The sequence below is a fragment of the Pseudokineococcus sp. 1T1Z-3 genome, assembly GCF_037482365.1.
In the GTDB taxonomy this organism is placed as follows: domain Bacteria; phylum Actinomycetota; class Actinomycetes; order Actinomycetales; family Quadrisphaeraceae; genus Pseudokineococcus.
The window spans coordinates 273871-297860 of sequence record NZ_JBBHZF010000025.1; the positions used below are offsets into that span (position 1 = coordinate 273871).

At 77.8% G+C, this 23990-nt stretch carries 21 protein-coding genes; 6 read left to right on the forward strand and 15 right to left on the reverse strand.

Annotated features, from left to right (window positions below; genetic code table 11):
- Nucleotides 1-23: 23 nt before the first annotated feature.
- Both WDV86_RS11955 and WDV86_RS11960 read right to left on the reverse strand, forming a co-directional pair.
- Entirely contained in the window at nucleotides 24-782 is a 759-nt protein-coding gene (locus WDV86_RS11955) for a uracil-DNA glycosylase (protein ID WP_339567864.1), read from the reverse strand.
- A 2-nt stretch (nucleotides 783-784) separates the two neighbouring features.
- The gene (locus WDV86_RS11960; protein WP_339567865.1) at nucleotides 785-1774 is read right to left on the reverse strand and encodes a Ppx/GppA phosphatase family protein; all 990 of its coding nucleotides are present in this window, start codon (nucleotides 1772-1774) and stop codon (nucleotides 785-787) included.
- 117 nt (nucleotides 1775-1891) lie between these two features.
- On the opposite strand from WDV86_RS11960, the gene WDV86_RS11965 reads away from it, so the two are divergent.
- Nucleotides 1892-3415, forward strand: a complete 1524-nt coding sequence (locus WDV86_RS11965; protein ID WP_339567866.1) for a phytoene desaturase family protein — start codon at nucleotides 1892-1894, stop codon at nucleotides 3413-3415.
- Between the two features lie 150 nt (nucleotides 3416-3565).
- On the opposite strand, the gene WDV86_RS11970 is transcribed toward WDV86_RS11965, so the two are convergent.
- On the reverse strand, nucleotides 3566-5263 hold the full coding sequence (locus WDV86_RS11970; protein ID WP_339567867.1) for an MFS transporter: 1698 nt from the start codon (nucleotides 5261-5263) through the stop codon (nucleotides 3566-3568).
- A gap of 134 nt (nucleotides 5264-5397) precedes the next feature.
- Between WDV86_RS11970 and WDV86_RS11975 the strand changes: the two genes are divergently transcribed.
- Nucleotides 5398-6072 carry a TetR/AcrR family transcriptional regulator gene (locus WDV86_RS11975; RefSeq protein ID WP_339567868.1) on the forward strand — a complete coding sequence of 225 codons (675 nt, stop codon included), beginning with the start codon at nucleotides 5398-5400 and terminating at the stop codon, nucleotides 6070-6072.
- A 19-nt stretch (nucleotides 6073-6091) separates the two neighbouring features.
- Here WDV86_RS11975 and WDV86_RS11980 read toward each other — a convergent pair whose 3' ends face one another.
- From WDV86_RS11980 to WDV86_RS12005, 6 genes are all read right to left on the reverse strand, one after another.
- On the reverse strand, nucleotides 6092-6667 hold the full coding sequence (locus tag WDV86_RS11980; RefSeq protein WP_445263059.1) for a DUF501 domain-containing protein: 576 nt from the start codon (nucleotides 6665-6667) through the stop codon (nucleotides 6092-6094).
- A gap of 44 nt (nucleotides 6668-6711) precedes the next feature.
- A complete protein-coding gene (locus WDV86_RS11985) occupies nucleotides 6712-7293 on the reverse strand; it encodes an FtsB family cell division protein (protein ID WP_339567870.1) in 582 nt (193 codons plus the stop codon).
- A 145-nt stretch (nucleotides 7294-7438) separates the two neighbouring features.
- Entirely contained in the window at nucleotides 7439-8719 is a 1281-nt protein-coding gene (gene eno / locus WDV86_RS11990; protein ID WP_339567871.1) for a phosphopyruvate hydratase, read from the reverse strand.
- Between the two features lie 39 nt (nucleotides 8720-8758).
- Nucleotides 8759-9196 (reverse strand): hypothetical protein, encoded by a 438-nt coding sequence (locus WDV86_RS11995; protein ID WP_339567872.1) that lies wholly within the window; start codon nucleotides 9194-9196, stop codon nucleotides 8759-8761.
- An 81-nt stretch (nucleotides 9197-9277) separates the two neighbouring features.
- Nucleotides 9278-10702, reverse strand: a complete 1425-nt coding sequence (locus tag WDV86_RS12000) for a metallophosphoesterase (RefSeq protein ID WP_339567873.1) — start codon at nucleotides 10700-10702, stop codon at nucleotides 9278-9280.
- Between the two features lie 288 nt (nucleotides 10703-10990).
- Complete coding sequence (locus WDV86_RS12005) at nucleotides 10991-11731, reverse strand: MazG family protein (protein WP_339567874.1); 741 nt, start codon at nucleotides 11729-11731, stop codon at nucleotides 10991-10993.
- 85 nt (nucleotides 11732-11816) lie between these two features.
- Here WDV86_RS12005 and WDV86_RS12010 point away from each other — a divergent pair, with 85 nt between their 5' ends.
- Entirely contained in the window at nucleotides 11817-12695 is an 879-nt protein-coding gene (locus WDV86_RS12010; RefSeq protein ID WP_339567875.1) for a sulfotransferase, read from the forward strand.
- Nucleotides 12696-12702: 7 nt separating this feature from the next.
- Here the strand turns inward: WDV86_RS12010 and WDV86_RS12015 are convergent, their stop codons facing one another.
- Genes WDV86_RS12015 through WDV86_RS12025 form a run of 3 tightly spaced genes read right to left on the reverse strand, consistent with a single transcriptional unit; the run spans nucleotide 12703 to nucleotide 15974 of the window.
- The gene (locus WDV86_RS12015; protein WP_339567876.1) at nucleotides 12703-13641 is read right to left on the reverse strand and encodes a sulfotransferase; all 939 of its coding nucleotides are present in this window, start codon (nucleotides 13639-13641) and stop codon (nucleotides 12703-12705) included.
- Nucleotides 13642-13699: 58 nt separating this feature from the next.
- Nucleotides 13700-14680, reverse strand: a complete 981-nt coding sequence (locus tag WDV86_RS12020; protein ID WP_339567877.1) for a sulfotransferase — start codon at nucleotides 14678-14680, stop codon at nucleotides 13700-13702.
- Entirely contained in the window at nucleotides 14673-15974 is a 1302-nt protein-coding gene (locus WDV86_RS12025) for a glycosyltransferase (protein WP_339567878.1), read from the reverse strand. The genes WDV86_RS12020 and WDV86_RS12025 overlap by 8 nt, the downstream gene beginning before the upstream one ends.
- A 207-nt stretch (nucleotides 15975-16181) precedes the next feature.
- Here WDV86_RS12025 and WDV86_RS12030 point away from each other — a divergent pair, with 207 nt between their 5' ends.
- The 3 genes from WDV86_RS12030 to WDV86_RS12040 are packed head-to-tail and all read left to right on the forward strand — an operon-like array spanning nucleotide 16182 to nucleotide 19542.
- Nucleotides 16182-17129: a sulfotransferase domain-containing protein gene (locus WDV86_RS12030; protein WP_339567879.1), complete on the forward strand. Its 948-nt coding sequence runs from the start codon at nucleotides 16182-16184 to the stop codon at nucleotides 17127-17129.
- Nucleotides 17126-18616, forward strand: coding sequence for a hypothetical protein (locus WDV86_RS12035; RefSeq protein ID WP_339567880.1), 1491 nt, complete (start codon nucleotides 17126-17128; stop codon nucleotides 18614-18616). Before WDV86_RS12030 ends, WDV86_RS12035 begins: the two co-directional genes overlap by 4 nt.
- Nucleotides 18613-19542 (forward strand): sulfotransferase, encoded by a 930-nt coding sequence (locus WDV86_RS12040; protein WP_339567881.1) that lies wholly within the window; start codon nucleotides 18613-18615, stop codon nucleotides 19540-19542. Before WDV86_RS12035 ends, WDV86_RS12040 begins: the two co-directional genes overlap by 4 nt.
- A gap of 150 nt (nucleotides 19543-19692) precedes the next feature.
- Here WDV86_RS12040 and WDV86_RS12045 read toward each other — a convergent pair whose 3' ends face one another.
- Genes WDV86_RS12045 through WDV86_RS12055 form a run of 3 tightly spaced genes read right to left on the reverse strand, consistent with a single transcriptional unit; the run spans nucleotide 19693 to nucleotide 23976 of the window.
- Nucleotides 19693-20709, reverse strand: a complete 1017-nt coding sequence (locus tag WDV86_RS12045; protein ID WP_339567882.1) for a hypothetical protein — start codon at nucleotides 20707-20709, stop codon at nucleotides 19693-19695.
- Nucleotides 20696-22462 (reverse strand): lipopolysaccharide biosynthesis protein, encoded by a 1767-nt coding sequence (locus WDV86_RS12050; RefSeq protein WP_339567883.1) that lies wholly within the window; start codon nucleotides 22460-22462, stop codon nucleotides 20696-20698. Before WDV86_RS12050 ends, WDV86_RS12045 begins: the two co-directional genes overlap by 14 nt.
- A gap of 44 nt (nucleotides 22463-22506) precedes the next feature.
- Nucleotides 22507-23976: an O-antigen ligase family protein gene (locus tag WDV86_RS12055; protein WP_339567884.1), complete on the reverse strand. Its 1470-nt coding sequence runs from the start codon at nucleotides 23974-23976 to the stop codon at nucleotides 22507-22509.
- Between the last annotated feature and the right edge of the window lie 14 nt (nucleotides 23977-23990).

A 23990-nucleotide genomic window follows, 5' to 3' on the forward strand; every position in this document is an offset into this window, starting at 1 on the left:
GTCCGAGGGTGGGTCCGGACGAGCTACTGGGTCCGTCCGGCCGCGAGGTCTCGCGCCCGCCCGACGACGTCGTCGAGCATGGCGGTCGTGAGCCGCCCGGTCGAGGTGTTCTGCTGGCTCACGTGGTAGCTGCCGAGCAGCACGACCGGCGGCGCCGACGCGCGGCCGAGCTCGGCGGCAGCCCCGTGGCCGAAGCGGGGCGCCGGCCGCGGCACCACCCAGCCGCGTCGCCGGGCCAGGCCCAGCGCCGCCTGCCAGGCGAAGCCCCCGAGCGCCAGGACGACCGCGAGGTCGGGCATGAGCTCGACCTCACGGTCCAGCCAGGGGGCGCACGTGTCCCGCTCGACCGGCAGGGGGGCGTTGTCCGGCGGCGCGCAGCGGACCGCGGCGGCGACCCGGGCACCGGGCGCGGCGAGACCGTCGTCGCGAGAGCGGCTCTCGAGCTGGTTGACGAGACCGGCGCGGTGCAGCGCGGCGAAGATCCAGTCACCGGAACGGTCCCCCGTGAAGACCCGGCCGGTGCGGTTGCCGCCGTGCGCCGCGGGCGCCAGGCCGAGCACGAGCAGCCGGGAGGTCGGGTCCCCGAAGCCGGGCACCGGCCGGCCCCAGTACGTCTCGTCCCGGTAGGCCCGGCGCCGGGTGCGCGCGACGTCCTCGCGCCAGGCGACGAGCCGCGGGCAGGCCCGGCAGTCGCTGACGCGGGCGTCCAGGTCGGCGACGTCGCTGGCGGCGCGGGCCTGGCGCCGGACCCCTGCGGCGCTGCTCGCCGCCGGCGCACCCACGCTCAGGCCAGCGAGAGCGCGATGCCGTCGAGGATGTCGTGCTCGCTCGTGACGACGGCGCGCACGTCCGCCGCGGCGGCGACCCGCTCGACGACCCGTTCCCACACCAGCGCGCCCGCGCCGATGACGTCGACCCGGCCGGGGTGCATGAAGGGCAGGGCGGCGCGCTGCTCGCGGGGCATGGCCAGCAGCTCGCGGCAGGCGGCGAGGACGTCGGCGGTCGGCAGGGCGGTGGCGTGGATGGCGGCGCCGTCGTAGCGCGGCAGCCCCAGGGCGTGCGCCGTGATCGTCGTCACGGTGCCGGCGACGCCGACGAGCGTGCCGGTGGCCGCGAGGGGCACGACCTCCGCGACCCGGTCCAGCGCGGCGTCGACGTCCGCGCGCGCCGCGGCGACCTGCTCGGGCGTCGGCGGGTCGGCGCGCAGGTGCCGCTCGGTCAGCCGCACGCACCCGACGTCGACGGAGAGGGCGGCCGGCGGGGCGCCGTCGGCGGTGGCGGCCGGGTCCCCGAGGACGACCTCGGTCGAGCCGCCGCCGATGTCGACGACGCAGTACGGCGAGGGCAGGGCGACGCCGTCCGGGCCGGTCGGCGGCACGCCCGTCGCCGCCCCGCGGAAGGACAGCGCGGCCTCCTGCGCGCCGGCGACGACCTCGGGCTCGACGCCCAGGGCGTCGCGGACGCCGTCGACGAAGACGCTCGCGTTGCTCGCGTCGCGGCTGGCCGACGTCGCGACGAAACGGGTGCGCTCGGCGCCCAGCTCGCGCACGAGGGCCGCGTAGTCGCGGGTGGCGGCGAGGGTCCGCTCCAGCGCGCCGTCGGACAGGCGCCCGGTGGCGTCGACGCCCTCGCCGAGCCGGACGACGCGCATCTCCCGGTGGACGTCCAGCAGCGGCGGCGCCCAGGCCCCGCCCGCGGACGGGGCGTCGGGCAGGTCGGCCACCAGGAGCCGGATCGAGTTGGTGCCGCAGTCGATGGCCGCCACGCGCGTCATGGCGCCAGCGTGGCAGGCGCTGTCGTGGGCAGCGCGGCCCGCAGGCCGGTGGCGGGTCGACGCCGCTCGGCCGCGGCCGCCTGCGCGCACACCTCCGGCGGCTGGCAGGCTCCTCCCGTGGCCGTCCCGAGCACCTCGCGCAGCACCACGCGCACCACGCACGGGCCGCGGCGGCGGGGAGACGACGTCGACGTCGTCGTCGTCGGGTCGGGGCCCAACGGGCTCGCCGCGGCGGTCGTGTGCGCGCGGGCGGGCCTGTCGGTCGAGGTCGTCGAGGGCGCCGACCAGCTCGGCGGTGGGATGCGCACGCAGGAGGTGACGCTGCCGGGCTTCCGCCACGACCTCTGCTCCGCGGTGCACCCGATGGCGGTCGCCTCCCCCTTCTTCGAGGCGTTCGACCTGCCCTCCCACGGCGTCGAGATGCTCCAGCCGGAGGTCGCCTACGCCCAGCCGCTGGACGGCGGCCGGGCCGGCATCGCCTGGCGTGACCTGGAGCGCACCGCCGAGGGGCTCGGCGTCGACGGCCCCGCCTGGCGCTCGCTCGTCGGTCGTCTCGCGGGGTCCTGGCGGGCGACGGCCGACGTCGCGCTCTCGGACTTCCGCTCCCTCCCCCACCACCCCGTCGGCGCCGCGGCGTTCGCGCTCGCCGTGCTGGAGCAGGGGACGCCGGCGTGGGGCCTGCGATTCCGGGAGGAGGTCGCGCCGGCGCTGCTGACGGGGGTCAGCAGCCACGCCATCGCCCCGCCGCGCCGGCTTGCCCCCGCGGCCGGCGGCCTGTGGCTGGCCGGCCTGGCCCACGCGGTCGGGTGGCCGCTACCCCGCGGCGGCTCGCAGTCGATGGCCGACGCGATGGTCGCCGACGTCCGGGCCCGCGGCGGCGTCGTCCGCACCGGCGAGGACGTGACGTCGCTCGGCCAGCTGCCCCGGGCCCGCGCCGTGCTGCTCGACGTCGCCCCGCAGGGGCTGCTCGACATCGCGGGCCCCCAGCTGCCCACCGGCTACCGGCGCTGGCTGGAGCGCTGGCACTACGGCGGCGGCGTCTGCAAGGTCGACTTCGCCCTCTCCGGCCCGGTGCCGTGGGCGGTGCCCGACGTCGGGCTGGCCGGCACGGTGCACCTGGCGGGCAGCCGGGCGGAGATGCAGGCGGCCGAGCTCGCCGTCGCCGCGGGCCGCCACCCCGAGCGCCCCGTCGTGCTCGCCGCCCAGCCGAGCGTCGTCGACCCCACCCGCGCGCCGGCCGGCGCCGAGGCGCTGTGGACCTACGCGCACGTGCCCCACGGCTCCGACCGCGACCTCGGCGACGCCGTCACCGCGCAGGTCGAGCGGTTCGCCCCCGGCTTCCGCGACCTCGTCCTCGCCCGTCGGGTGGTCCCCGCCTCCCGGCAGCAGGAGCAGGAGCCCAACAACGTCGGCGGTGACATCGCCACGGGCGCGACGACGCCGTGGCAGCTGCTCATGCGCCCCGTCCCCCGCTGGGACCCCTACCGGACGCCGCTGGCCGGCGTCTACCTGGCCTCGGCGTCCGTCCCGCCCGGCCCGGCCGTGCACGGGATGGCGGGCGTCCACGCCGCGGGCCGGGTGCTGCGCCAGCGCTTCGGGCGCAGGGTCGACCCGCTTGACGTGGTCCGCGCCGCCGCGTAGACCTGCGGCCCTCACCGGCACGTCGGCGACGAGGTGCCGCTCCTCGCGCCCGTCCCTAGAACTTCGACGACGACGTGCCGCCGGGCAGGGATCGGTCCGACGGTCAGGGCGCGCCGACGAAACACTCCCGGTGGTGGAGGGCGGCGGCCCTCAACGCGCCCGGGCCGCCGCTCGCCCGTGGTCGCCGGAGCCCTCGTCCGAGCCGCCCTGACCACCGCCCTGCCCGCCGTCCTGGCCCTGCGGCCGGGCGCCGCTGCTGGCGGCGTCGAGGTCGCGCTGGCGGATGAGGAGCGCGCACAGCACCGCCCCGACGCCCGCCACGACGGCGCCCACGAGGAACAGCTGGTCCATGCCCGAGGTGAAGGCCTCGCGCGCGGCCTGCACGAAGGCCTCCTGCGCCGGCGCCGGCAGCTGCGCGGCGACCCGGTCGATGGCGCCGGAGGTCACCGCCTCGACCACCCCCTCCTGCGCCTGCGCGGGCAGCCCGCTGCCCGCGAGCGCCGTCCCGACGGCGTCAGTGATGTGCGCGGCGAAGAGCGCACCGAAGGCGGCCGTGCCCGTCGCGATGCCGACCTGGCGGAAGGTGTTGTTGATCCCCGAGGCCATGCCGGAGCGGCGCCGGTCGACCACCCCGACGGCCAGGGCGCCCAGCGGGGCGTTGACCAGGCCGATGCCGGCGCCGGCGGCGACGAACCCCGGCAGCAGCGCCGTCCAGGCGGAGTCGGCGTCGAGCCCGCGCATGAGCAGCAGGCCCACCGCGAGCAGTGCCAGCCCCGAGGGGATGAGCACACGGAAGGGCACCCGGTCGGTGAGCCGGCCGGCGACCGGGGCGACGAGGAAGGCCATGCCGCTGACGGCCAGCAGCCGCACGCCCGTCTGCAGCGCCGAGAAGCCCAGCACGTTCTGCAGGTACAGGGTGAGGTAGAGGAAGAGGGAGAAGAGCGCGGCGGAGACCGTGAAGGCCGCGACCTGCGCCCCGACGAAGGCCGGGCGGCGGAACAGCGCCAGGTCGAGCATCGGGTCCTCGCGGCGGCTCTGCAGCACGACGAAGGCGACGAGCAGGACGAGCGCCCCGCCGAGCTGCAGCCAGGTGCTGGCGGCGTCCCAGCCCTGCTCGTTGCCCCGGATGAGCCCGAAGACCAGCAGCGCGAGGCCCAGGCTGAAGGTGAGGAGCCCCGGCACGTCGATGCCGCGCGCCTGCGGGTTGCGCGACTCGCGCAGCCGGGCCAGCGAGATGACGACCGCCACGGCGGCCACCGGCAGGTTGACGAAGAAGATCCACCGCCACGACAGCGTGGTGACGAGCAGGCCGCCGACGAGCGGGCCGACCGCCACGGACGCGCCCGTCACGGCCCCGAAGACGCCGAAGGCGACACCGCGGTCGCGACCGGAGTAGGAGGAGGCCAGCAGCGCCAGCGACGTCGCGAACATGATCGCCCCGCCGACCCCCTGGACGGCGCGGAAGGCGGTGAGCACCCCCGGCGAGCCCGCGAGGCCGCACCCCAGCGAGGCCAGCGCGAAGACGACGATCCCGATGACGAAGATGCGCTTGCGCCCCACCCGGTCGCCGACCGACCCGGCCGTCAGCAGGAACGCCGCGAGGGTCAGCGCGTAGGCGTCGATGACCCACTGCAGGTCGGAGAAGGACGCGGACAGGTCGGCCTCGACGTCCGGCAGCGCCACGTTCACGATCGTCACGTCGACGAGCAGCATGAAGATCGCGACCGCGACGGCGACGAGGGGCCACCACTTGCCGCCCGAGGGCTGCTGGCCCGGGCCTGGCTCCCCCGAGGACTGCCCGGTGGGCTCCTGCGGCGGCGTGGTGCGAGCGGGTGAGGAGTCGGTCATCGCGGCGGGCCTCTCGAAGGGTCGGGCTGGTCGGTCGCCGGCTCGACCTCCTCGTCCGCGGCAGCGTCACGATAGGCGAAGCGGAGAAGCCTCTCAACATGGAGGAGGCGCTCCGGTGCGCTTACGCTCGGGGCGTGACCCGGACGCCCGAGGCCCCCCCGCTGCGACGCGACGCCGAGCGCAACCGGCGGCGCATCCTCGAGGCCGCCCGCACCCTGCTCGCCGAGCACGGGCTCGACGTGAGCCACGACGACATCGCCCGCGCGGCCGACGTCGGCGTCGGCACCGTCTACCGCCGCTTCCCGACGAAGGAGGACCTGCTGGCCGCGCTGTTCGCCGACAGGGTCGAGCGGACGGGCGCCCTCGCCGACGAGGCGCTCACCGCGGACGACGCCTGGCAGGGGCTGCGGTGGTACCTCGAGCGCGTGGTCGAGCAGCAGGCGGCCGACCGCGGCTGGCGCCAGCTCGTCCTCGGGCCGACCGCCCCGCACCTGTCCCGGCTCGCCCGCGGCAGGATCGCCCCCTCGGCCACCGCCCTGGTCGAGCGGGCGCACGCGGCCGGGCAGCTGCGGCAGGACGTGAGCGCGCAGGACGTCGCCCTCGTCCCGCTCATGGTCGGCGCCGTCGTGGACCGCTGCGAGGTGGTCGTGCCCGGTCTGTGGCGCCGGGCGCTGACGCTCGTGCTCGACGGGATGCGGGCGGACGGCGCGGGCGCCCGCCCGCCGCTGCCCGTGCGTCCGCTCAGCGGCGACGAGCTGGAGCAGGTGATGAGCCAAGGACCGGGTCCGCGCCCCCCGGGTCGGGGCTGAGCCCGACGACGAGGTCCTCCTACCGGGAGTCCCGCTCGGGCGAGGCCTGGCCCGCCGCCGGGTCCGCCGCGTCGCCGGGCCCGGTCCCGGCGTCGACGCAGGGGCCGCGGACGGCCCAGTCGTCGAGCATGGCCAGGGCCTCGTCGCCCAGCGGCGTGACCCCGGGGCCGGCGGCCAGGGCGTGCGCCACGAGGACGTGCAGGCACTTGACGCGCGTCGGCATCCCCCCGGCGGAGACGCCGGCGATCTCCGGCACGTCACCGAGGGCCGTGCGGCGGCGCAGGTAGTCCTCGTGCGCCGCCGCGTGCCCCGCCGCCAGCTCCTCGTCCTGCGCCAGCCGCTCGGTCATCGCCCGCATGACGCCGTCGGACTCCAGCGTCCCGATCGCCGCCGCCGCCCGTGGGCACGTCAGGTAGAAGGTCGTGGGGAACGGCGTGCCGTCGGGCAGGCGCGGCACCGTCGCCACCACGTCCGGGCGGCCGCAGCCGCACCGGTGCGCGACCCCCAGCGCCCCCCGCGAGGGGCGGCCCAGCTGGGCCTCGACGGCGGCGGCGTCCTCGGGCGAGAGGCCGCCGCCAGACCGGCCGTCACCCACGAGCCGCTCTCGCCCAGCCGGCGCGGGCTCGTCGACCGACCCGGTCACCGCCCCGTCGTCCCGCGCCCGGCCGCGTCCACCGAGTCCCACAGCACCCAGAACCACGGCCGGTCCGCGCCCGTCGTCCGCAGCTCCTCGGCCGCGGCCGCCCGCGGGTCCGCCGCGACCTGCTGGCTGGGCGAGGCACCCGTCACGCGGTACAGCTGGTCGCCGGGCATCACGAGCGCCAGCCGCTCGCGCGCCTGGCTCTGCACGTAGAAGGGGTCCTGCCAGCGCGCCAGCTCACCCTCCAGCGTGGCGACGTCAGCGTGGGTCTGCGCCAGCTCGGACTCGGCGGCGGCGATCTCCGCCTGCTGGCTGATGGTCGCGTGCAGGTAGGGGGCCAGCGCCGCCGCGACGACGAGCAGCAGGACGGCGAAGACGGCCGCCCGCCGCGTCAGCCCCCGTGGCGCGGGCAGGGTCCCCACGAGGTGGCGCCGCCGCGCGGACGCCGACGCCGTCTGGCGGCGCCGCTCCTCGGCCACCTCGCGGGCCCGCCGGGCCCGCGCCGACGCGTCACCGCGCGCCGGCAGGTGCAGCGCGGTGGGGGCGGACGAGCGTGGCGCAGCGCCGGACGACGTCCGCACCGACAGATGCGCCGCCTCCGACGACGACGGGACGGACGGCCCGGGGGGCCGGGGAGCCCGCGGGGCCACCGGCCGACGTCCCGCCGCCATCGCTGCTCCCTCCCCCTGCGCCTGGACCCTGCTCACCGCGCAGACCGCCTGCCGCTCAGCCCTTCCAGCGGGGGAAGGCGCCGGCGCCGGCGTAGCGGGCGGCCTCGTCGAGCTCCTCCTCGATGCGCAGGAGCTGGTTGTACTTGGCGACGCGCTCGGATCGGGCCGGCGCGCCCGTCTTGATCTGCCCGCAGTCGGTGGCGACGGCGAGGTCGGCGATCGTCGTGTCCTCGGTCTCGCCCGAGCGGTGGCTCATCATCGCGCGGAAGCCGTTGCGGTGCGCCAGGTCCACGGCGTCGAGCGTCTCGGTGAGCGTGCCGATCTGGTTGACCTTGACGAGCAGGGCGTTGGCGGCGCTCTCGTCCACGCCGCGCTGCAGGCGCTCGATGTTGGTGACGAACAGGTCGTCGCCGACGAGCTGCACGCGCTGGCCGAGGGAGCTCGTCAGCGTGGACCAGCCCGCCCAGTCGTCCTCGTCGAGCGGGTCCTCGATGCTCACGAGCGGGTAGGCGTCCACGAGCTCGGCGTAGTACGCCGACATCTGCTCGGCGCTGCGCTCCTGCCCCTCGAAGCGGTACACGCCGCCGTCGTGGAACTCGGTGGCGGCGACGTCGAGCGCGAAGGCGACGTCGGTGCCGACGCCGAGCCCGGCCTTCTCCACCGCGGTCGAGATGAGGTCGAGGGCCTCGCGGTTGCTCGGCAGGTCGGGGGCGAAGCCGCCCTCGTCGCCGAGGCCGGTGGACAGGCCGCGGGACTTCAGCACCGACTTGAGCGCCTGGTAGACCTCGGCGCCCCAGCGCAGCGACTCGCGGAACGTCGGCGCGCCGATCGGCGCGATCATGAACTCCTGGACGTCGACGCCGGAGTCGGCGTGGGCGCCGCCGTTGACGATGTTCATCATCGGCACGGGCAGGACGTGCGCGTTGGGCCCGCCGACGTAGCGGAACAGCGGCAGCGACGCCGACTCCGCCGCCGCACGGGCCACCGCGAGGGAGACGCCGAGGATGGCGTTGGCGCCGAGGGAGGACTTGTCGGGCGTCCCGTCCAGCTCGACCATCGCCGCGTCGACGAGCCGCTGCTCGGAGGCGTCGAGGTCCTTCAGCGCGTCCGCGATCGGCCCGAGGACGGCGTCGACGGCGCCGAGGACGCCCTTGCCGCCGTAGCGGGAGGAGTCGCCGTCGCGGCGCTCGACCGCCTCGAAGGCACCCGTGGACGCCCCGGACGGGACCGCGGCGCGGGCGAGGACGCCGTCGCTGAGGGCCACCTCGACCTCGACGGTGGGGTTGCCGCGCGAGTCGAGGATCTCGCGGGCTCCGACGGCCACGATGCTGGCCACGAGGGTCTCCTTCGGTCGAGGGGAGGGACGCCGGGGAGCCTACCGAGGCGGGAGCGCTCCGCCGGGACGTCGGGGGCGCGCCCCGGCGAGCAGCCGAGGGCGGCGCAGCGGCCGGTCGGGCCCGTAGCCGCCGTCGGCGAGCCCCGCGTGGCGCTCGAAGCGGCTGCGGCGCGCGTCGCCGCGGGTCAGCGCCGCCTCGACGCCGTAGGCCAGCGGCATGAGCACGGGCCCGAGCACGGCCCACTGGTCGGCGTGCCGCGCCTCGTGCCGGCGCCGCACCGGCCCGCCGAGCCCGCCGTGCAGCCAGACGTTGCCGACCGTCGTCCCCCCGCGCGCGTACCCGCCGCGCATGCCGCCGCACTCGACGAGCAGGTCGGGCCCGACGCGGGGCCGGCCGCCGTGCGCCACCCCCCACGCCAGCGCCGCCGCGGAGGGCAGGGCGTTGAGCCCCGCCCGCAGGACCCACCAGGTGCGCACGGGTCAAGCCTGCCGCCTGCGCCCGCGCGCCACGAGGGCCCCTCGACCCGCGGCCGGTCCACCCGGTCCACCGCGGCCGGCTCACCGCACCCAGTCGACCCCTCTCACGGTGAAGGCGGACCGGTCGGCCTTGACCTCGCCGGTGAGGGGCATGACGACCCCGGTGCTGAACCAGCCCTCGGCGGTGTCGATCTCGATGACCCGGGTCGGGTTGCTCACACGGTCGTGGTAACCGGTGAGGATCGAGTAGACCTTGTTGCCGTGCACCCCGGTGTCGACCCGCTGGGCGGTGCTCCCGATGTGGCCGGAGAAGACGAGGCGGATGTTCGGGTACTGCTTGACGAGGCGGTCGAAGACGTACTGCGGGCTGTTCGCGCCGTAGCCCCCGTTGTCCTTCTTGATGCTCCCGTCGCTGTTCAGGTAGGAGTGCGTGACGAGGATGACGTTGTGGCGCGGGTGCGCGGCGACGACGCCGCGGGCCCAGTCGACGACCGACGTCCGCGGCCACAGCTCGAGGTTCAGGACCATCCAGTCCTCGCCACCCGCCTGGAAGGTCGAGTAGGAGTTGTCGACCTTGCCCGGCTCGCAGACCCCCGCCAGCGCGGTGAAGCGGCTCGGCGGGAAGAAGGTGTTGAAGGTCCGCGTGTCGCGCTGGTTGGCCTTGACGTCGCCCGGGCAGGCACCTCCACCGGCGCAGGTCGCCTTCGTGTCGTGGTTGCCGATGGCGTAGGAGAAGGGGATCTTCGCCTCGTCCAGCACCTTCGTGGCGCCGTCTGCCACGACGTACTGCCGGTGGTCGGGCGTGTCCCAGTTGACGACGTCGCCCACGTGGGCGACGTAGCGCAGGTCCAGCTGGTCCCGGTCGGCCACGAGCCAGCGCATCCGCTGCTCGAAGCGGCCGGTGGCGCCGCCGATGACCTCCTCCTGGGTGTCCGGCAGGACGGCGATGGAGAAGCGGGTGTCGCGCGCCGCGTAGAAGGCCGTCCCGCCGTCCTTCCAGCCCTCGGCCGCCAAGGTCGCGCCCTCCTCCTGCGAGATCACGAGCCGGTGCTGGCCCTGCGGCCCCACCCAGCGCTGCACGGGCGACAGGCACCCGTCGGTCGCCGTCGCCGCGTAGAAGGCCACGCCCTCGACCTGCGTGAAGCCCGCGGCCGCCAACGAGGAGCGTTGCGCCGACGTCGTCGCGTAGGCGTGCAGGTCGGTGCCGGGGCGGGTGACGCGCTGGACCGGGCTCGTGCCCGGACGCCAGGTCGCCGAGGCGAGGAAGGCGACGTCGGCGCCGCGCGCGGAGGGGTGGCCCGCCTGCGCGCTGCCGCGGTCGGAGCTGTACACGGCGTCGCCGGTCGCGGGGTCGAGGGTGACGTGGACCTGCTCCTCCGCCGACGGGCAGCCGCTCTGACCGGTCGGCGCGGCGGTCGTCGTCGTGCTGACGGTCGGCGCCGCGGCCAGCAGACCCGTGACGGTGGGCACCGCCGCGGACCCGAGCAGCAGCAGCGTCGCGGTCACGGCGGCATGGCGGGTGAGCAGAGGCAGACGGCGGGACATGGGCAGGACCTCCGCGGGGCGCCAGCTCGGGGGACGCCGGCGGCGTCGTCGCGGGCGTCTCCCGTCGACAGGTCAGCGGTCGACGCCGCCGACCCCCGTCTTGACCCCGGGGCGGACGTGGCCCACCGGTTCCCACCCGGACAGCGCAGACCCGCCGTCCCGCGCCGCGAGCACGGCGATCTCGGGGCTCAGGGGCTCAGGGGCTCAGGGGCCCTCCTCGACCAGCTCGCGGGCGGCGCGGTGACCCCCTCAGCCGCGCTGCTCGCGCCGGCGCAGCTCGAGCTCCAGCGCCCGGACGGCGCGCCGGAGCTCGCCCTCGACGTCGACCGACGGGTCCTCGGCGACGCTCTCGCGGACCACGGCGAGCAGCCGGTCACCGACGCCCGACGCCCTCCCCTCCGGCGGCAGCGCCTCCGGGCGGGATGCCGGCGGCAGCGGCCGGGCGGTGTCGAGCAGCCCTGCCCGCTCCGCCCGGCGCAGCAGCTTCTGCGCCCGTGCGAGCGCGGGCAGGGCCACCGGGACGCCGTCCAGGGCGCTGGCCCGGCCCTTCTCGGCCTGCTTGCGCGCCTCCCAGCCCGCCTCGACGTCGGCGGCCGTCAGCGCGCCGCCCTGGGGGGCGAAGACGTGCGGGTGGCGGCCGACCATCTTGGCCGTGATGCCGGCGGCGACGTCGTCCACGTCGAAGCGCTCGCCCGCGGGGGCCTCCTGCGCCATCCGGGCGTGGAAGACGACCTGCAGGAGAAGGTCCCCGAGCTCCTCCCGCAGGTCCTGCGGGCTGCCGCCCTCGATGGCCTCGACGACCTCGTGCGCCTCCTCCAGCGCGTAGGGCGCGAGCGAGGCGTGGGTCTGCTCGGCGTCCCACGGGCAGCCACCCGGCGAGCGCAGCCGGTCCATGACGGCGACCAGCTCCAGCAGACGGGTCCCCGGCGGCGCCGGGGCGGCGGCCGCGTCGGCGGCGGGGACGGACGGGGACGGGCTCGGCTCGGGCACGACCGGCACGGTGCCACGCCGGGCACCGCCGCGGCCGCCGCGCCGCCGTGTCGGCTGCTCGTCCGGCGGCCCTAGGTTCAGCGGCGTGAGTCCGCCCGCGCCGGCCGTCCCGGCGTCCTCCTCGCGCGTGGACGCCCTGCGCCACCGCGTCCGTGACGTCACCCGCCGGCAGGTGCGCTCGGCCCGCGCAACCGTCCGCGCCCGCACCGGCCGCGCCGGTGACCTGCCGTCCTTCGTCGTCGCCGGCGCCCAGCGCTGCGGGACGACGTCGCTGCACCAGGACCTGCTGCGCCACCCGCAGGTGCGGGGCGCCGCGGGCAAGGAGCTGCAGTTCTTCACCCTCCACCACGAGCGCGGGCTGGACTGGTACCGCGGCTGCTTCCCCCGCCTGGCACCGGGCCAGCAGACCTTCGAGTCGACGCCGTACTACCTGTTCGACCCCGCCGCCCCGGCCCGCCTGGCCGCGGCGCTGCCGGCGGCCAAGGTCGTCGTCCTGCTGCGGGACCCGGTGACGCGGGCGCTCTCCCACCACCGGCACTCGGTGCGGACGGGCGCGGAGCGGCTGCCGCTCGCGCAGGCGCTGGCGGCCGAGCCGCAGCGGCTGGCCGCGGCGCGCGCGCTGGGCCCGGGCAGCTCGGCCGGCCACCGGGCGTTGCGCGCCTGGTCCTACGTGGCCCGCGGGCGGTACGGCGAGCAGCTGTCGCGGTGGGTGGCCGCCGTCGGGCGCGAGCGCCTGCACGTCGTCCGCAGCGAGGAGCTGCACGCCGACCCGGCGCGCGAGCACGCCCGCCTTCTGGCCTTCCTCGGCCTCGACGTCGTCGACCTCGGCGGGCACGCCCGCCACACCCGCCGCCCGCCCGAGGCCGGCGACCCCATGCCGGAGGCCCGGGCCCTGCTCGCCGGCGCCTTCGAGGGCGACCTGCCGCTGCTGCTGGCGACGACGGGGTGGGAGCGCGGCTGGTGAGCGGTCCTCAGCCGACGAGGTAGCCCCAGCGCTCGAGCGGCTCGGCGATCGCCTGCTCGACGGCGCGCAGCTGCGCGGGCGTCAGCTCGTCGCGGAAGGCCTCCCGCCGGCCCTGCTCGAGGCGGTGGTGGGCGAGCCCGGCCTCGAAGGTCGGTGACCACGCGAGACCGAGGTGCTCCAGCGCCCCGGCGAGCACCCCGCGGGGGTCGGCGAGCAGGTCCTCGTAGCGGACGTCGAGCCACCGGCCCGGCGGCACGAGCTCTCGGGCGGCCTCGGCGGCCTCCACGAGCATCCGCCAGCCGAGCGCGGCGAGGACGACGAAGGAGCGGCCCGAGCGCTCCCACTGCTCCCTCAGCGCCGGTGGGAGAGGCCCGTAGATCCACTGGTCCGGCCCTCGCCAGCCGTCCCACCAGCCCATCTGCAGCCACGAGCTGGCGACCGCGCGGCCGTCGCGGACGACGTTGACCACCGCCAGGTCGGGCAGCGCCTCGCGCAGCAGCCCCGTGCGGGGCCAGCCGGTGAGGTGCTGCAGGAGGACGTCGGCGCCCTGCGCGGCACGGCGCTCCTCGACGAAGGCGACGAGGCGGCGGGCGACGACGGGCGTGAGGTCCTCGGCCAGCAGGTCCCGGCAGGGGGTCGAGAAGCCGGGCATGACGTGGCGGTCGAAGAGCTGGTAGCCCTCCGAGGGGCGCACCCGCAGCCGTCCGCGCTGCCGCAGGCCGGCGGTCTCCGCGAGCGCCCGCATCGACGCCGGCCGCGCACCACCGGCGCGGTAGAGACGTCCGTTGTGGCGCCCGCGCGAGCCCAGCCGCCACAGCTTGTCGTCCACCCCCGAGACGAAGCCGGTGCGCTCGTGGCGCGCGAGCACCTCGGTGAGCAGCGTCGTCCCGCTGCGCCCCGTCCCGGTGACGACGGCAAGGCGCGGCGGCGTCGAGGCGGTGCTCACCCGCCCACCCTGCCGGACGAGGGCGCCGCGGCGGCCACGGCGCGCGCCGACGGGGCGCTCACCACCGCAGCACCAGCCGTGCCGGTGCGGTGACGACGCCGACGAGCAGCCGTGCCCGCCAGCCCATCCGGGTGCGCCACTCGTCGTCGGCGCGCACCACCACCGCTCCCGAGCCGTGCCGGTCGGGGTTGCCGGCCACGGTGTGCGAGCGCGGCAGCACGAGCGTCGCGGCGCCGTCGTCGCCGGTCGACAGCACCGGCCCGGCCGCGGGGTCGGCCCCGACGAGCCGGGCGGCGTCGGCGAGGACACCCGCGGGGTCGAGGACGAGGTCCTCGTACCGGACCCGCAGCACCCCGGCGCCGGCGCGCGGGCGCCACCACAGCGCCGCGAGACCGTTCCACAGCGCCCAGAGCACCGACGCCCGCAGGACGCCCGGCCGGGGCATGAGGGCGTCGACGCCGGGCACGTCGTGCGTGCGCCGCCGCCGCCGCCACGACCAGGCCGTCGCCCGCGGGTCGCGGACCAGGTGCAGCACGCGGACGTCGAGCGCCGGGCCCGCCCCGGGCCCGCGCAGCTGCTGCAGGAGGAGCCCGTACGGGGGGAGCTTGGACGGGTCGACGACGACGCCGGACCCGGTGACCCGGGCCAGCGAGCGGTACAGGGTGACGAGGACGGCGTCGTCCTCGCTCGGCGGGACGGGGAGGCGGCCGAGGGCCCGCCGGACCAGGACCCGCGGGAGCGTCCGCACCCGCAGCCGCTGCCGCTGGCGGGCCGCCAGCGCGGCGAGGGCGCCGGGCTCGGCGAGGTGGGGGTGCTCGGCGCGCACGTCGGCCATGACCTGCGTCCACACCGGGCAGGCCGAGAAGGGCTCGCCGCACCCGCAGAGGTGGTCGGCGACCGCGCCCCGCTCCCAGACGTAGCGCACCTCTCCCGCGCCGACGCAGCCCGGCAGCGCCGCCACCGCCGAGGCCAGCAGGGTGCTGCCGCTGCGGCCGCTGCCGGCGACGTAGAGGACGACGGGCGCCTGCTCCTCAGCCACGGGCGCTCGCCCTGCGCCGGCTCGGCGCGCGCACCGGCGCGGGCTCGGGAGTGGCCGCGCCGGAGTAGATCTCCTCGAGCCGTCGGACGTGGGCGTCGGCGTCGTGCTCGCGCGCGACGCGCTCGCGCCCCGCCGCGCCCATCCGGCCGGCGGCGGCCGGGTCAACGAGCAGGCGCCGCAGGGCCGCGGCGAGGGCCGCCGGGTCCTCCGGCGGCACGACGAGGCCGTCGACACCGTCGCGCACGAGCTCGGGGGCGCCGCCGAGGTCGCTGACGACGGGCGGGACGCCGGCCACGAGCGCCTCGGTGACCGCGAGCGGCGCGTTCTCGTACCACCGCGAGGGCACGGCGACGGCGACGGCGCCGGTGACGAGCGCCTCCACCTCCGGCGCCGGCAGGCGCCCGGTGAAGCGGACCCGGCCCGGCGCGACCCGCGCGGCCAGGGCCTCCAGGTCCGCCCGCGCCGGGCCGTCGCCGGCGACGACCAGGTGCGCGCCGGGCAGGTGCGCCATCGCGCGGACGGCGACGTCGACCCCCTTCTCGGGGCTCAGGCGGCCGGCGACGACGAGGCCGCGCCGGTCGGCCGCCGGCACGAGCCGCTCCGCCGGCACGAGCCCCACCGGGTTGCGCACGACGTGCACGCGCCCGTCCCCGACGCCGGCGCGGGCGAGCACGTCGGCGAGGAAGCGGCTGGGGGCGACGAGGGCGGCCAGCGACCCGTAGGCGTCGCCCGCCCGGTGCAGCGTGGACTCGACGGCGACCACGGCGCTCGCCCCCAGCGAGCCCTTGCACCGGTGCCGCAGCGCCTGCAGCGGGCCGGCGAGCCCGGGACGGACGCAGCCCTGGCACGGGCGCCCGCCGGCGAGCATCTGGTAGCTGGGGCAGACGAGCTTGTAGTCGTGCAGCGTCATGACGGCGCGCACCCCGCGGCGGCGCACCGGCGCCAGCACCGACGGCGACAGCTGGTGGTAGATGTTGTGGCAGTGCACGACGTCGGGCGAGAAGCGCTCCAGCGCGGCCGCCATCGCCCGCTGCGCGGGCACCGACCAGACCGTCGAGGCCGCCGCGCGCACGCGGGCCGCCGCCCCGGGCGGCGGCGGCTCCAGCTCGAGCGCGGGCGCCAGCACCCCGTGCAGCACACCAGGGTCGCCGGGCTGCTCGCGGGTGTCCGCCGGGGCCATGCCCCACAGCGCCACCTCGTGGCCGGCGCGCCGCTGCGCCGCCGCCAGGTCGAGCATGTGCGCCTCGGCGCCGCCGCGGCGGTGGAGGTACTTGTTGACGTGCAGGACGCGCACCTCGGGCCCTCTCCCGCTCGACCTCCCGGGCGCCCGCGTTGCCGGACGCCCGCGCTCGCGGCGCACCCCCGGGCACCGCGCGACGTCGCCCACCTCACCACAGGGGTCGGCCCGCTCGTGCCACGATGCGAGCGTCCGGTGGGCAGACCACCCGGCTGCACCCATCTCCGCCGACGACGTGTCCCGGCGCCCGCGACGAGGAGCCCGATGGCCCGCCCGCCCCACCCCGACGCGCGCGAGGGCGCCGCCGGGGCTCTCTCGCACCTGGGCCGCAAGGTGGTCCGGCACGTCCGGTGGGCCCGCACCGAGGGGGTCGGCCGGCTCGTCGAGGAGGACCGCCTCGACCCGCGCGAGCGCCTGCGCACCGCCTGGCGCGCGGCGCGGTGGCGGGCGCGGCACGGCGGGGCCCGGGGCGAAGCCCGCCCCGTCTACGTCGTCGGCCTGCAGCGCTCAGGCACCAACATGCTCCTGCGTGGCGTCGACGCCGCACCTGAGGTGCAGGCGCTCGGCGAGGGCGACCGCCGGGTCATGCGCCGCTACCGCCTCGTGGACCAGGCGCGGCTCGTGCGGGTGGTCCGCGCCAGCCGGCACCCCGTGGTGCTGCTGAAGCCGCTGTGCGACAGCCAGCACGTCGACCGGCTGCTCGACTCCCCCGACCTGCCCGGCGGACGGGCGCTGTGGGTCTACCGGGAGCCGCTCGCCCGGGCCCGGTCGGAGGTCTCGAAGTTCGGCAGCTCGAACCTGCTGGCCCTGCAGGCGATCTCGACGGGTCACGGCACGAGCCTCTGGCAGGGGGAGCGCCTGCCGGCGGCGTCGGTCGACCTCGTCCGCACCTTCGACGTCGAGGCGATGACGCCGCTCACGGCGGCCGTGCTCTTCTGGGTGGTCCGCAACCGCCTCGTGCTCGACCTGGGGCTGGCGCAGCGGGAGGACGTGCTGCTCGTCTCCTACGACGCCGTCGTCGCCGACCCGGCCGTCGAGGTCGAGAAGGTCTGCACCTTCGTCGGCCTCGCGCCCGACCCGGCGCTGTGGGAGCACGTCGAGGCCCGCCGGACCCACCCGCCGCGGGTCGACGTCGACCCCGCGGTGCTCGCGCTGGCGCACGCCCTGCACGCCCAGCTGGAGGAGCTGCGCGTGGCGACGGTGCGGCCGTGAGCCGCCGATGGCCCACGGCCCGGGCCGTGCTCGGTGCCGTGCTCGCGGGCGTCGTGGTCGCCGGGTGCACCGGGCCCGCGCCGGACGACGAGGCACCCGACCCGGCGCCCACCGGGGCCCCCACCGGCGGCACCCCCGGGACGGACGCCACCGACGGGGACGCCTGGTCGGCCCTGCAGCCGGACGCCGACGGCGTCGCCGTCGGCGAGCCCGGCCCGCAGCTCCTCGGCCTCGGGGCCAAGTGGCAGTGGGGGCGCGCCGACACCTACGAGCCGTGGCTCGCGCAGACCGGGCGGGTGCCGAGCTTCGTCGAGGCCGTCTGGTGCGAGCTGGAGCCGGAGGAGGGCCGGCGTGACCTCGCCCGGGTGGAGCGGGTCATGCGCCGCGCCCAGGCGCTCGACGTCGACCTGCTCGTCAAGATCCGGGTCGGGAGCTGCTGGGCGACAGCGGGCTCCGCCGAGCACGTCCGCGGGGCCGGCAAGACCGAGTCCGACCCCCCGGCGGACGTGGCCGCCTACGAGAACTTCGTCACCGAGCTCGTGGAGGCCGGCGCCGGCCTCGGGGTGACGTCGTGGGCCGTCGAGAACGAGGTCAACGCCCCCGCCTTCTGGTCCGGCACCGCCGCCGAGTACGAGGAGCACGCGCGCACCACCGCGGCCGCCGTCCGGGCCGCCGACCCCACCGCGCGCGTGCTGGACTCCGGCCTGTCGAGCGTCGCCCACGGGTACGGCGTCGTCGCGCACGCGCTGGAGACCGGCGGCCCGCAGGCCGGCGTGGCGGCCTGGAACGCCTACTACGCGGCGCGGATCGGCACGCGCGGGACGCTGCCGCGGGTCGGCGACGCCGCCGAGCTGGAGGCGGTGCTCGCGGGCGAGCCGGCGCAGGTGTCCCTGGCGCAGTGGGAGGTCGCCTCCCGGCTGGCCGCCGACGGGGTGCTCGACGCCCGGCAGGTGCACTTCTACGAGCCGCAGGAGCAGCTGGGGCCGCTCTTCGCGGCGCTGCGCGCGAGCACGCCCGCGTCGGTCCCCCTGGAGGTGTGGGAGCTGGGCGACTTCTGGCGCGACGGCGAGGGCGTCGAGCCCGCCGCGGACGAGCGGGACGCCGACCTGCTGCGGGCGAGCGCGACCGTCCTCGCCGAGGGCTCCCCCGTCGCGGTGTGGCTGCCGCTCGCCGTCAACCCCGACGGGCGCAACGCCGACGAGCCGCGGTGGGGGCTGGTCGGGCCCGACGGCTCCGACCGCGGGGCGACCGAGGCGTACCTGCGGCTCTCGCGCGCCGCGCCGGGCGCCCGGGCGGTGCCCTTCGTCGTCGGGGACGTGCGGGGAACGGCGCTCGTCGGCGCGTCGGGCACGACGGCGGTGGCGTGGTCGACCGGGGCGCCGCAGCCGACCGCCGCGGGTGTCGACGGGCCGGGCGAGGTGGGCACCACACCCGTCGTCCTCGGCGTCGACGGCGGGGTCGAGGAGCTCGTGGAGGCGCTGCGGTGATCCGGCTCCCGCGGCGCCGACGGGGCGAGCCCGCGCCGGCGCCGGCCACCACCGGCCCGGTCGGGTCGGTCGCGCCGGGGCGCGTGGTGCTCGTCGGGGGGCTGCACCGCAGCGGGACGACGCCGCTCGCGGCGGCCCTGGCCGCGCACCCGCAGGTGAGCGGGCTCTCCGGCACCGGGGTGCCGCACGACGAGGGCCAGCACCTGCAGGACGTCTACCCCCCGGCCATCACCTACGGCGGCAGCGGCCGCTTCGCCCGGCGGCCCGAGGCGCACCTCACCGAGAGCTCTCCGCTGGCCACCCCCGACGCCGGCAGCCGGCTGCTCGCCGCGTGGCGCCCCTACTGGGACCTCTCCCGCCCGGTGCTCGTCGAGAAGTCCCCGCCGGACATGCTCATGGGGCGCTTCGTGCAGCAGGTGCTGCCGGGCTCGGCGCTCGTCGTCGTCGTCCGCCACCCCGTCGTCGTGGCGCTGGGGACGCGCAAGTGGCGCAGCCTGCGCACGGGTGACCCGCGCAAGCGTGAGCCGCTGACGGCGCTCGTGGAGCACTGGATGCGCGCGCACCGGGTGCTGCTGGAGGACCTCGCTCACCTGCGCCGGGCGCACGTCCTGCACTACGAAGACCTCGTGCGCGACCCGGTCGCCGAGCTGGCGCGCCTGCAGCGATTCCTGCGGCTGGACGGCCCGATCCCCGCCGAGAGCCTGCTCACCGGGCGCAGCGAGGCCTACGCCCAGCAGTGGCGGCGGATGCGCCGCTGGTGGCGGCCCGGCTCGCGCCAGCGGCGTCTCGTCGAGCGGTGGTACACGGCCGACATGGCCCACCTGGGGTACCGCTGCGACGACCTCGGCGCCCGCGGCCCCTGGTCCCCCGAGGCCCGCGCCTTCGCCGGCCGGGCGACCCCGCCCGACCCCTCCCGCGACGTCTGACCTCGTCGGCACGGGTCGACACGCGTGGAGGCGCCTCTCGGACTCGCGGCGCACCTGGCCCCGACGAGGTCACACGTCGCGGGGAAGAGAAGGGCCCGACCTCGCGACGAGGCCGCGCGTCGGGGGGACGGCGGACGACGGCGGGGCGCCTCAGCGACGCGCGGCAGCCGGCTCGACGTCGCGCCCGGCGTCGTCGAAGAGCTGCTCGCCCGAGACCTCGCCCCGCGCGCGCCGACGGCGTCCGCGCACCGACTCGACGAGCACCACGAGCAGGACGGCGAGCACCAGGCCCGCCGCGGCGGCCGGGAGCCCCGCGTCGGCGACCGCCGGGCGCAGACCGCCGACCGCGGTGGAGCGCGTCGTGGTCGTCACCGCCGGCTCGGCGGCGGCCTGCTCGTCGCGGGCCTCGTCGAGGTCGGCCTGGGCGTCCTGCAGGAGACGCTCGGCGACGTCCTGCTCGCCCTCCAGCCGGTCCAGCTCCGCGAGCAGCGGCGGGTAGGGCTCCAGCCCCGCCCGCGCCTGCGCGAGCGCCGTCTCCAGCGCGCCGACGCCCTGGCCGCGCGCCTGCGCCGCGGCGGTCTGGGTGACGAGGCTGTTCACGAGCGACAGCTGGGAGGAGTACGCCTGCCGCGGGTCCGCGACGCCCGCCTCCGCGCCCACCTCGCTGACCTGCCGGCTCGCCTCGGCGAAGCGCTCCCGCGCCTCCGTCAGGCGCTGCTCCGCGATGGCGACGGGGGCCCCGAAGACGGCGTCGGCCGCCGTCGCCACGACGGAGTCGACGACGCCGGTCGCCACCTGCTCGCCCACCTGGTCGTCAGCCGCCGTCCACCGCACCAGCACCCGCGAGGACCCGGCGTCGCGGCGCACGTCCAGGCCGCGCCCCACCGCCCCCTGGGACAGCCCGCTCGCCTCGGCCGCCGCCTGGCGCGCCCGCGGGCCGGTGGCCGCGGAGACGACGGCCGCGGCGTACTGGTCGACGGCGGAGCTGCCGCTGAAGGCCGCACCGCTCGCGCCCACGAGCGCCGGCACCTCGACCGTCGCGGTGGCGCCGGGCAGCGCCGGACGCGCGGCCGCGACCGCCGTGGCCGCGCCACCCGCCACCAACGGCACGAGCAGCAGGACGACGAGCGCCCACGTCCGGCCGCGCAACCAGTCACCGATCTCCATGGCCCTTGCCCTGCTCCTTCGTCGTGCCCAGCTCTGCTGCCGGGCCCCGTCCTCGTCCGTGGCCCAGCTCGTCCTCCGGGCCCGGACGGACCCGCAGGCCCCGCTCCGCCGTCGTGACGTCCGCGGGCGGGGCGCAGGCATCGTGCCCGGCCGGGCCGCCGGCGCGGGCCCCGCTCGACGTCGCCACCACCTGCCCGAGGTGAGCCTCACCCGTTCGAGGCTCCCCCTGGCCGTTCGGCCGGCCTCTCGACCGGTCCCGCCGGCGCACCCGGCGCACCACGTCGGCCGCCAGCGCCCGGTCGTCGCCGGGCAGCCCGAGCACGAGCAGGACCGCGAGGAAGACCAGCAGCGTCACCGGTGCGGTGAGCACGACGGCGCCCACCCCGGTCTCGACGAGGCTCCCGACCCCCGCGGCCGCCACCCCGGCCGCACCGGTCGCGACCGCCAGGCGCCCGAGCCCCTCGGCGCCCGCGCGCACCCCGACGACGGACCGCGCGAGCACCCACTTCGCCGTGTTGCCGACGACCAGCGCCACCGCCCACGCCAGCGCCGCCCCCAGCGCCCCGAGGCGGGGCACGAGCGCCAGCACGAGCAGCACGTCGAGCACCAGCACGGCCACGTTGACGAGCATCGACAGCCGCACCCGCCCCGCCATCGTCAGCAGCGCCGTGCACGGCCCGGCCGCCGCCCCGACGAGGTGGCCGACGAGCAGCACGAGGGTCACCGCCGCCGCCCCCGTGAAGCCGGGCCCGACGACGCCGAGCAGCTCCTGCGGGTGCCGCGCGACGACGACGGCGGCCGGCAGGGCCAGCACGAGGGTCCATCGCGTCGCGCTGGCGTACACCCGCCCCGCCTCGGCGAGGTCGCCCACGTGCAGGAGGTGGGCCAGGTGCGGCGCGGCGGCCCCGACGACGGGGGGCCCGGCGAGGACGACGAGCGCGGCCAGCCGCGTGGCCACCGCGTAGACGCCGACCTGGCTCTGGTCGGTCAGCGCGCCGAGCAGCAGCACGTCGGCCCACACGAGCCCGCTGGCCGCCATCGTCGCCACCCAGCTGATGCCGGAGAAGGCGAGCACGGCGCGCACCTCGACGACCCGCGCGGGCGCGGGCGCCGCCCGCCGCACCCACCGCCGGAGCACGACCGCCGCGACGAGCGCGGAGGTCCACGAGGACACGACGAGCGCCGCCACCGCCCCGGTCGTCCCCGCGCCGACGGCCAGGGCGAGCGCCGTGAGCCCGAGCCGCAGCGCCGGCTCCATCACCTTGCCGACCAGCGCGTGCGCCCGCTGCGTCCGCCAGCCCTGGGTCGCCGCGAGCAGCGCCTCGGCGAGCACCGCCCCCGGCAGCGCAGCAGCGGCCAGGCGCAGCAGCGGCACGAGCGCCGGGTCCCCGAGGGCGTCCGCGAGCGCCGGCGCGCCGGCGGCGAGGGCGAGGGCCGCGAGCAGCGAGCCGGCTCCCGAGAGGCCGAGCGCCAGCAGCAGCAGGCCCCGCAGCCGGGCGCCGTCGCCCTCGGCGAGGTGGACGGCGGCGAAGCGCGTCAGCGCCGCCCGGAAGCCCCCGAGCGCCACGAGCACGAGCAGCGACGTCGTGGCTACCGCGGTCGTGTACCGCCCGACGTCCAGCGCCCCCTGCCGGGCGACCAGCACGACGACGGCCAGCAGCGCGCCCTGCGAGCACAGCGCCCCGACGACGCCCAGGCCGCTGCCACGCCCGGCCCGGACCACGGCCTTGCCGTCACCTGGGCCAGCCCCCACGGAGACCTCGACGGGCGCCTCTCGACCTCGACCTGAGGCTGACATCAGGCCCGGTGGGGTCCGGCGGGGGCGACGTCCCCGACGACGCTCGCCCCGCCACCAGCGGAGCCGTCGCGCCCGTCCAGCAGCCCGCGCCCGACCGCCGAGGCGCAGGCCGCGAGCGCCATGGCGTACCAGAGCACGACGACGCCGGTGAGCACGTTGGCGGCCAGGCTCGCCACGGCGACCGCCGTCCCCGTCGCCGTCGCCGCGACGCAGACGGCCCGCAGCAGCGGGTCGTCGGTGCGCCGCAGGCCGCGCAGGCCGACCGTCGCGAGCGCCACGAGGACGGCGAGGTAGGCGGCGGCGCCGAGCAGACCGGTCTCGACGAGGGTGCGCACGAGGTCGCTGTGCGGCAGCTTGGACTCGGCCGTCGCGGCGCGGACGCCGTCGAGCCCGATCCCGGTGAGAGGTCGCTCGGTGGCCATCGGCAGCACCTGCGCCCAGTAGTCGACGCGCCAGGCCAGGCTGTCCGTCGGCTCGCTGAGGGTGGCGAAACGGTCCTGCAGGCCGGGGACGCCGACGAGGGCGACGACGCCGGCGCCCGCCGCAGCCGCGGCCAGCAGCCAGCGGCGCTGCAGCACGACGACGACGAGCAGCCCGACCGCGCCGGCGAGCAGCGCGCCGCGGGTCAGGGTGGCGGCCAGCAGCAGCGCGGCGACGAGGGTCACCGGCGTCAGCGCCCACCGGGCCCGGTGACCGAGCGCCGGCAGCAGCGCCGTCACCCCGAGGACGGCGACCATGAGGTAGCGGGCGTAGGTGGTGGGGTGGTCGAAGGAGCCCGTGAGGCGGTCGGCCAGGCCCAGCGGCCCACCCTCGAGCGCCGCGCCGGCCCCGACCACGCCGAGCAGCTGCCCGATCCCCAGGGCCAGCGGCACGACGAGGGCGACGCCGCACGCACCCAGCACGGCGAGCAGCCACCGCCGGCTCGTCACGACCTGCTCGAGCAGCACGAGCATGGCGACGGCCGACCCGAGCCGCAGGAGCTCGGCGGCGCCGGCGGCCGGGGCGTCGGCGCCCACGAGGCTGAGCGCCGCGGCGGCCAGCAGGGCCAGCAGCGCCGTCCGCAGCGGTGCCCCGCGCAGGCGCCGGCCAGCGACCCGCTGGACGAGCAGCCACGAGGCCGTGGTGGCGATGAGCAGGAGCGAGGCCAGGCCGGCCGGGTCCAGCGCCCGCGCGAGCACCCCGCCGCCACCGGTGACGGAGACCAGGTCGAGGGAGGTGCGCGCCGCGAGCAGGAGCAGGACGACGAGCATCACCTGCGTCGTCGCGAGCACCCCGAGCGCCACCGCCGCGACGAGGGCGACGGGCACCACGGCGAGCAGCGGCTCGCCGGAGGCTGCGGCCAGGCCGCTCCCGACGGCCAGGGCCGCGGCGGCGAGCACGCCCACCAGCACGAGGAAGACCGTCGACGGCCGGCTGCCGGGCCGCTCCCCTGTCTGGGTAGCCGCCTGGGCACCGCGCTCGGCCACCACGCCGGCAGTCTCCC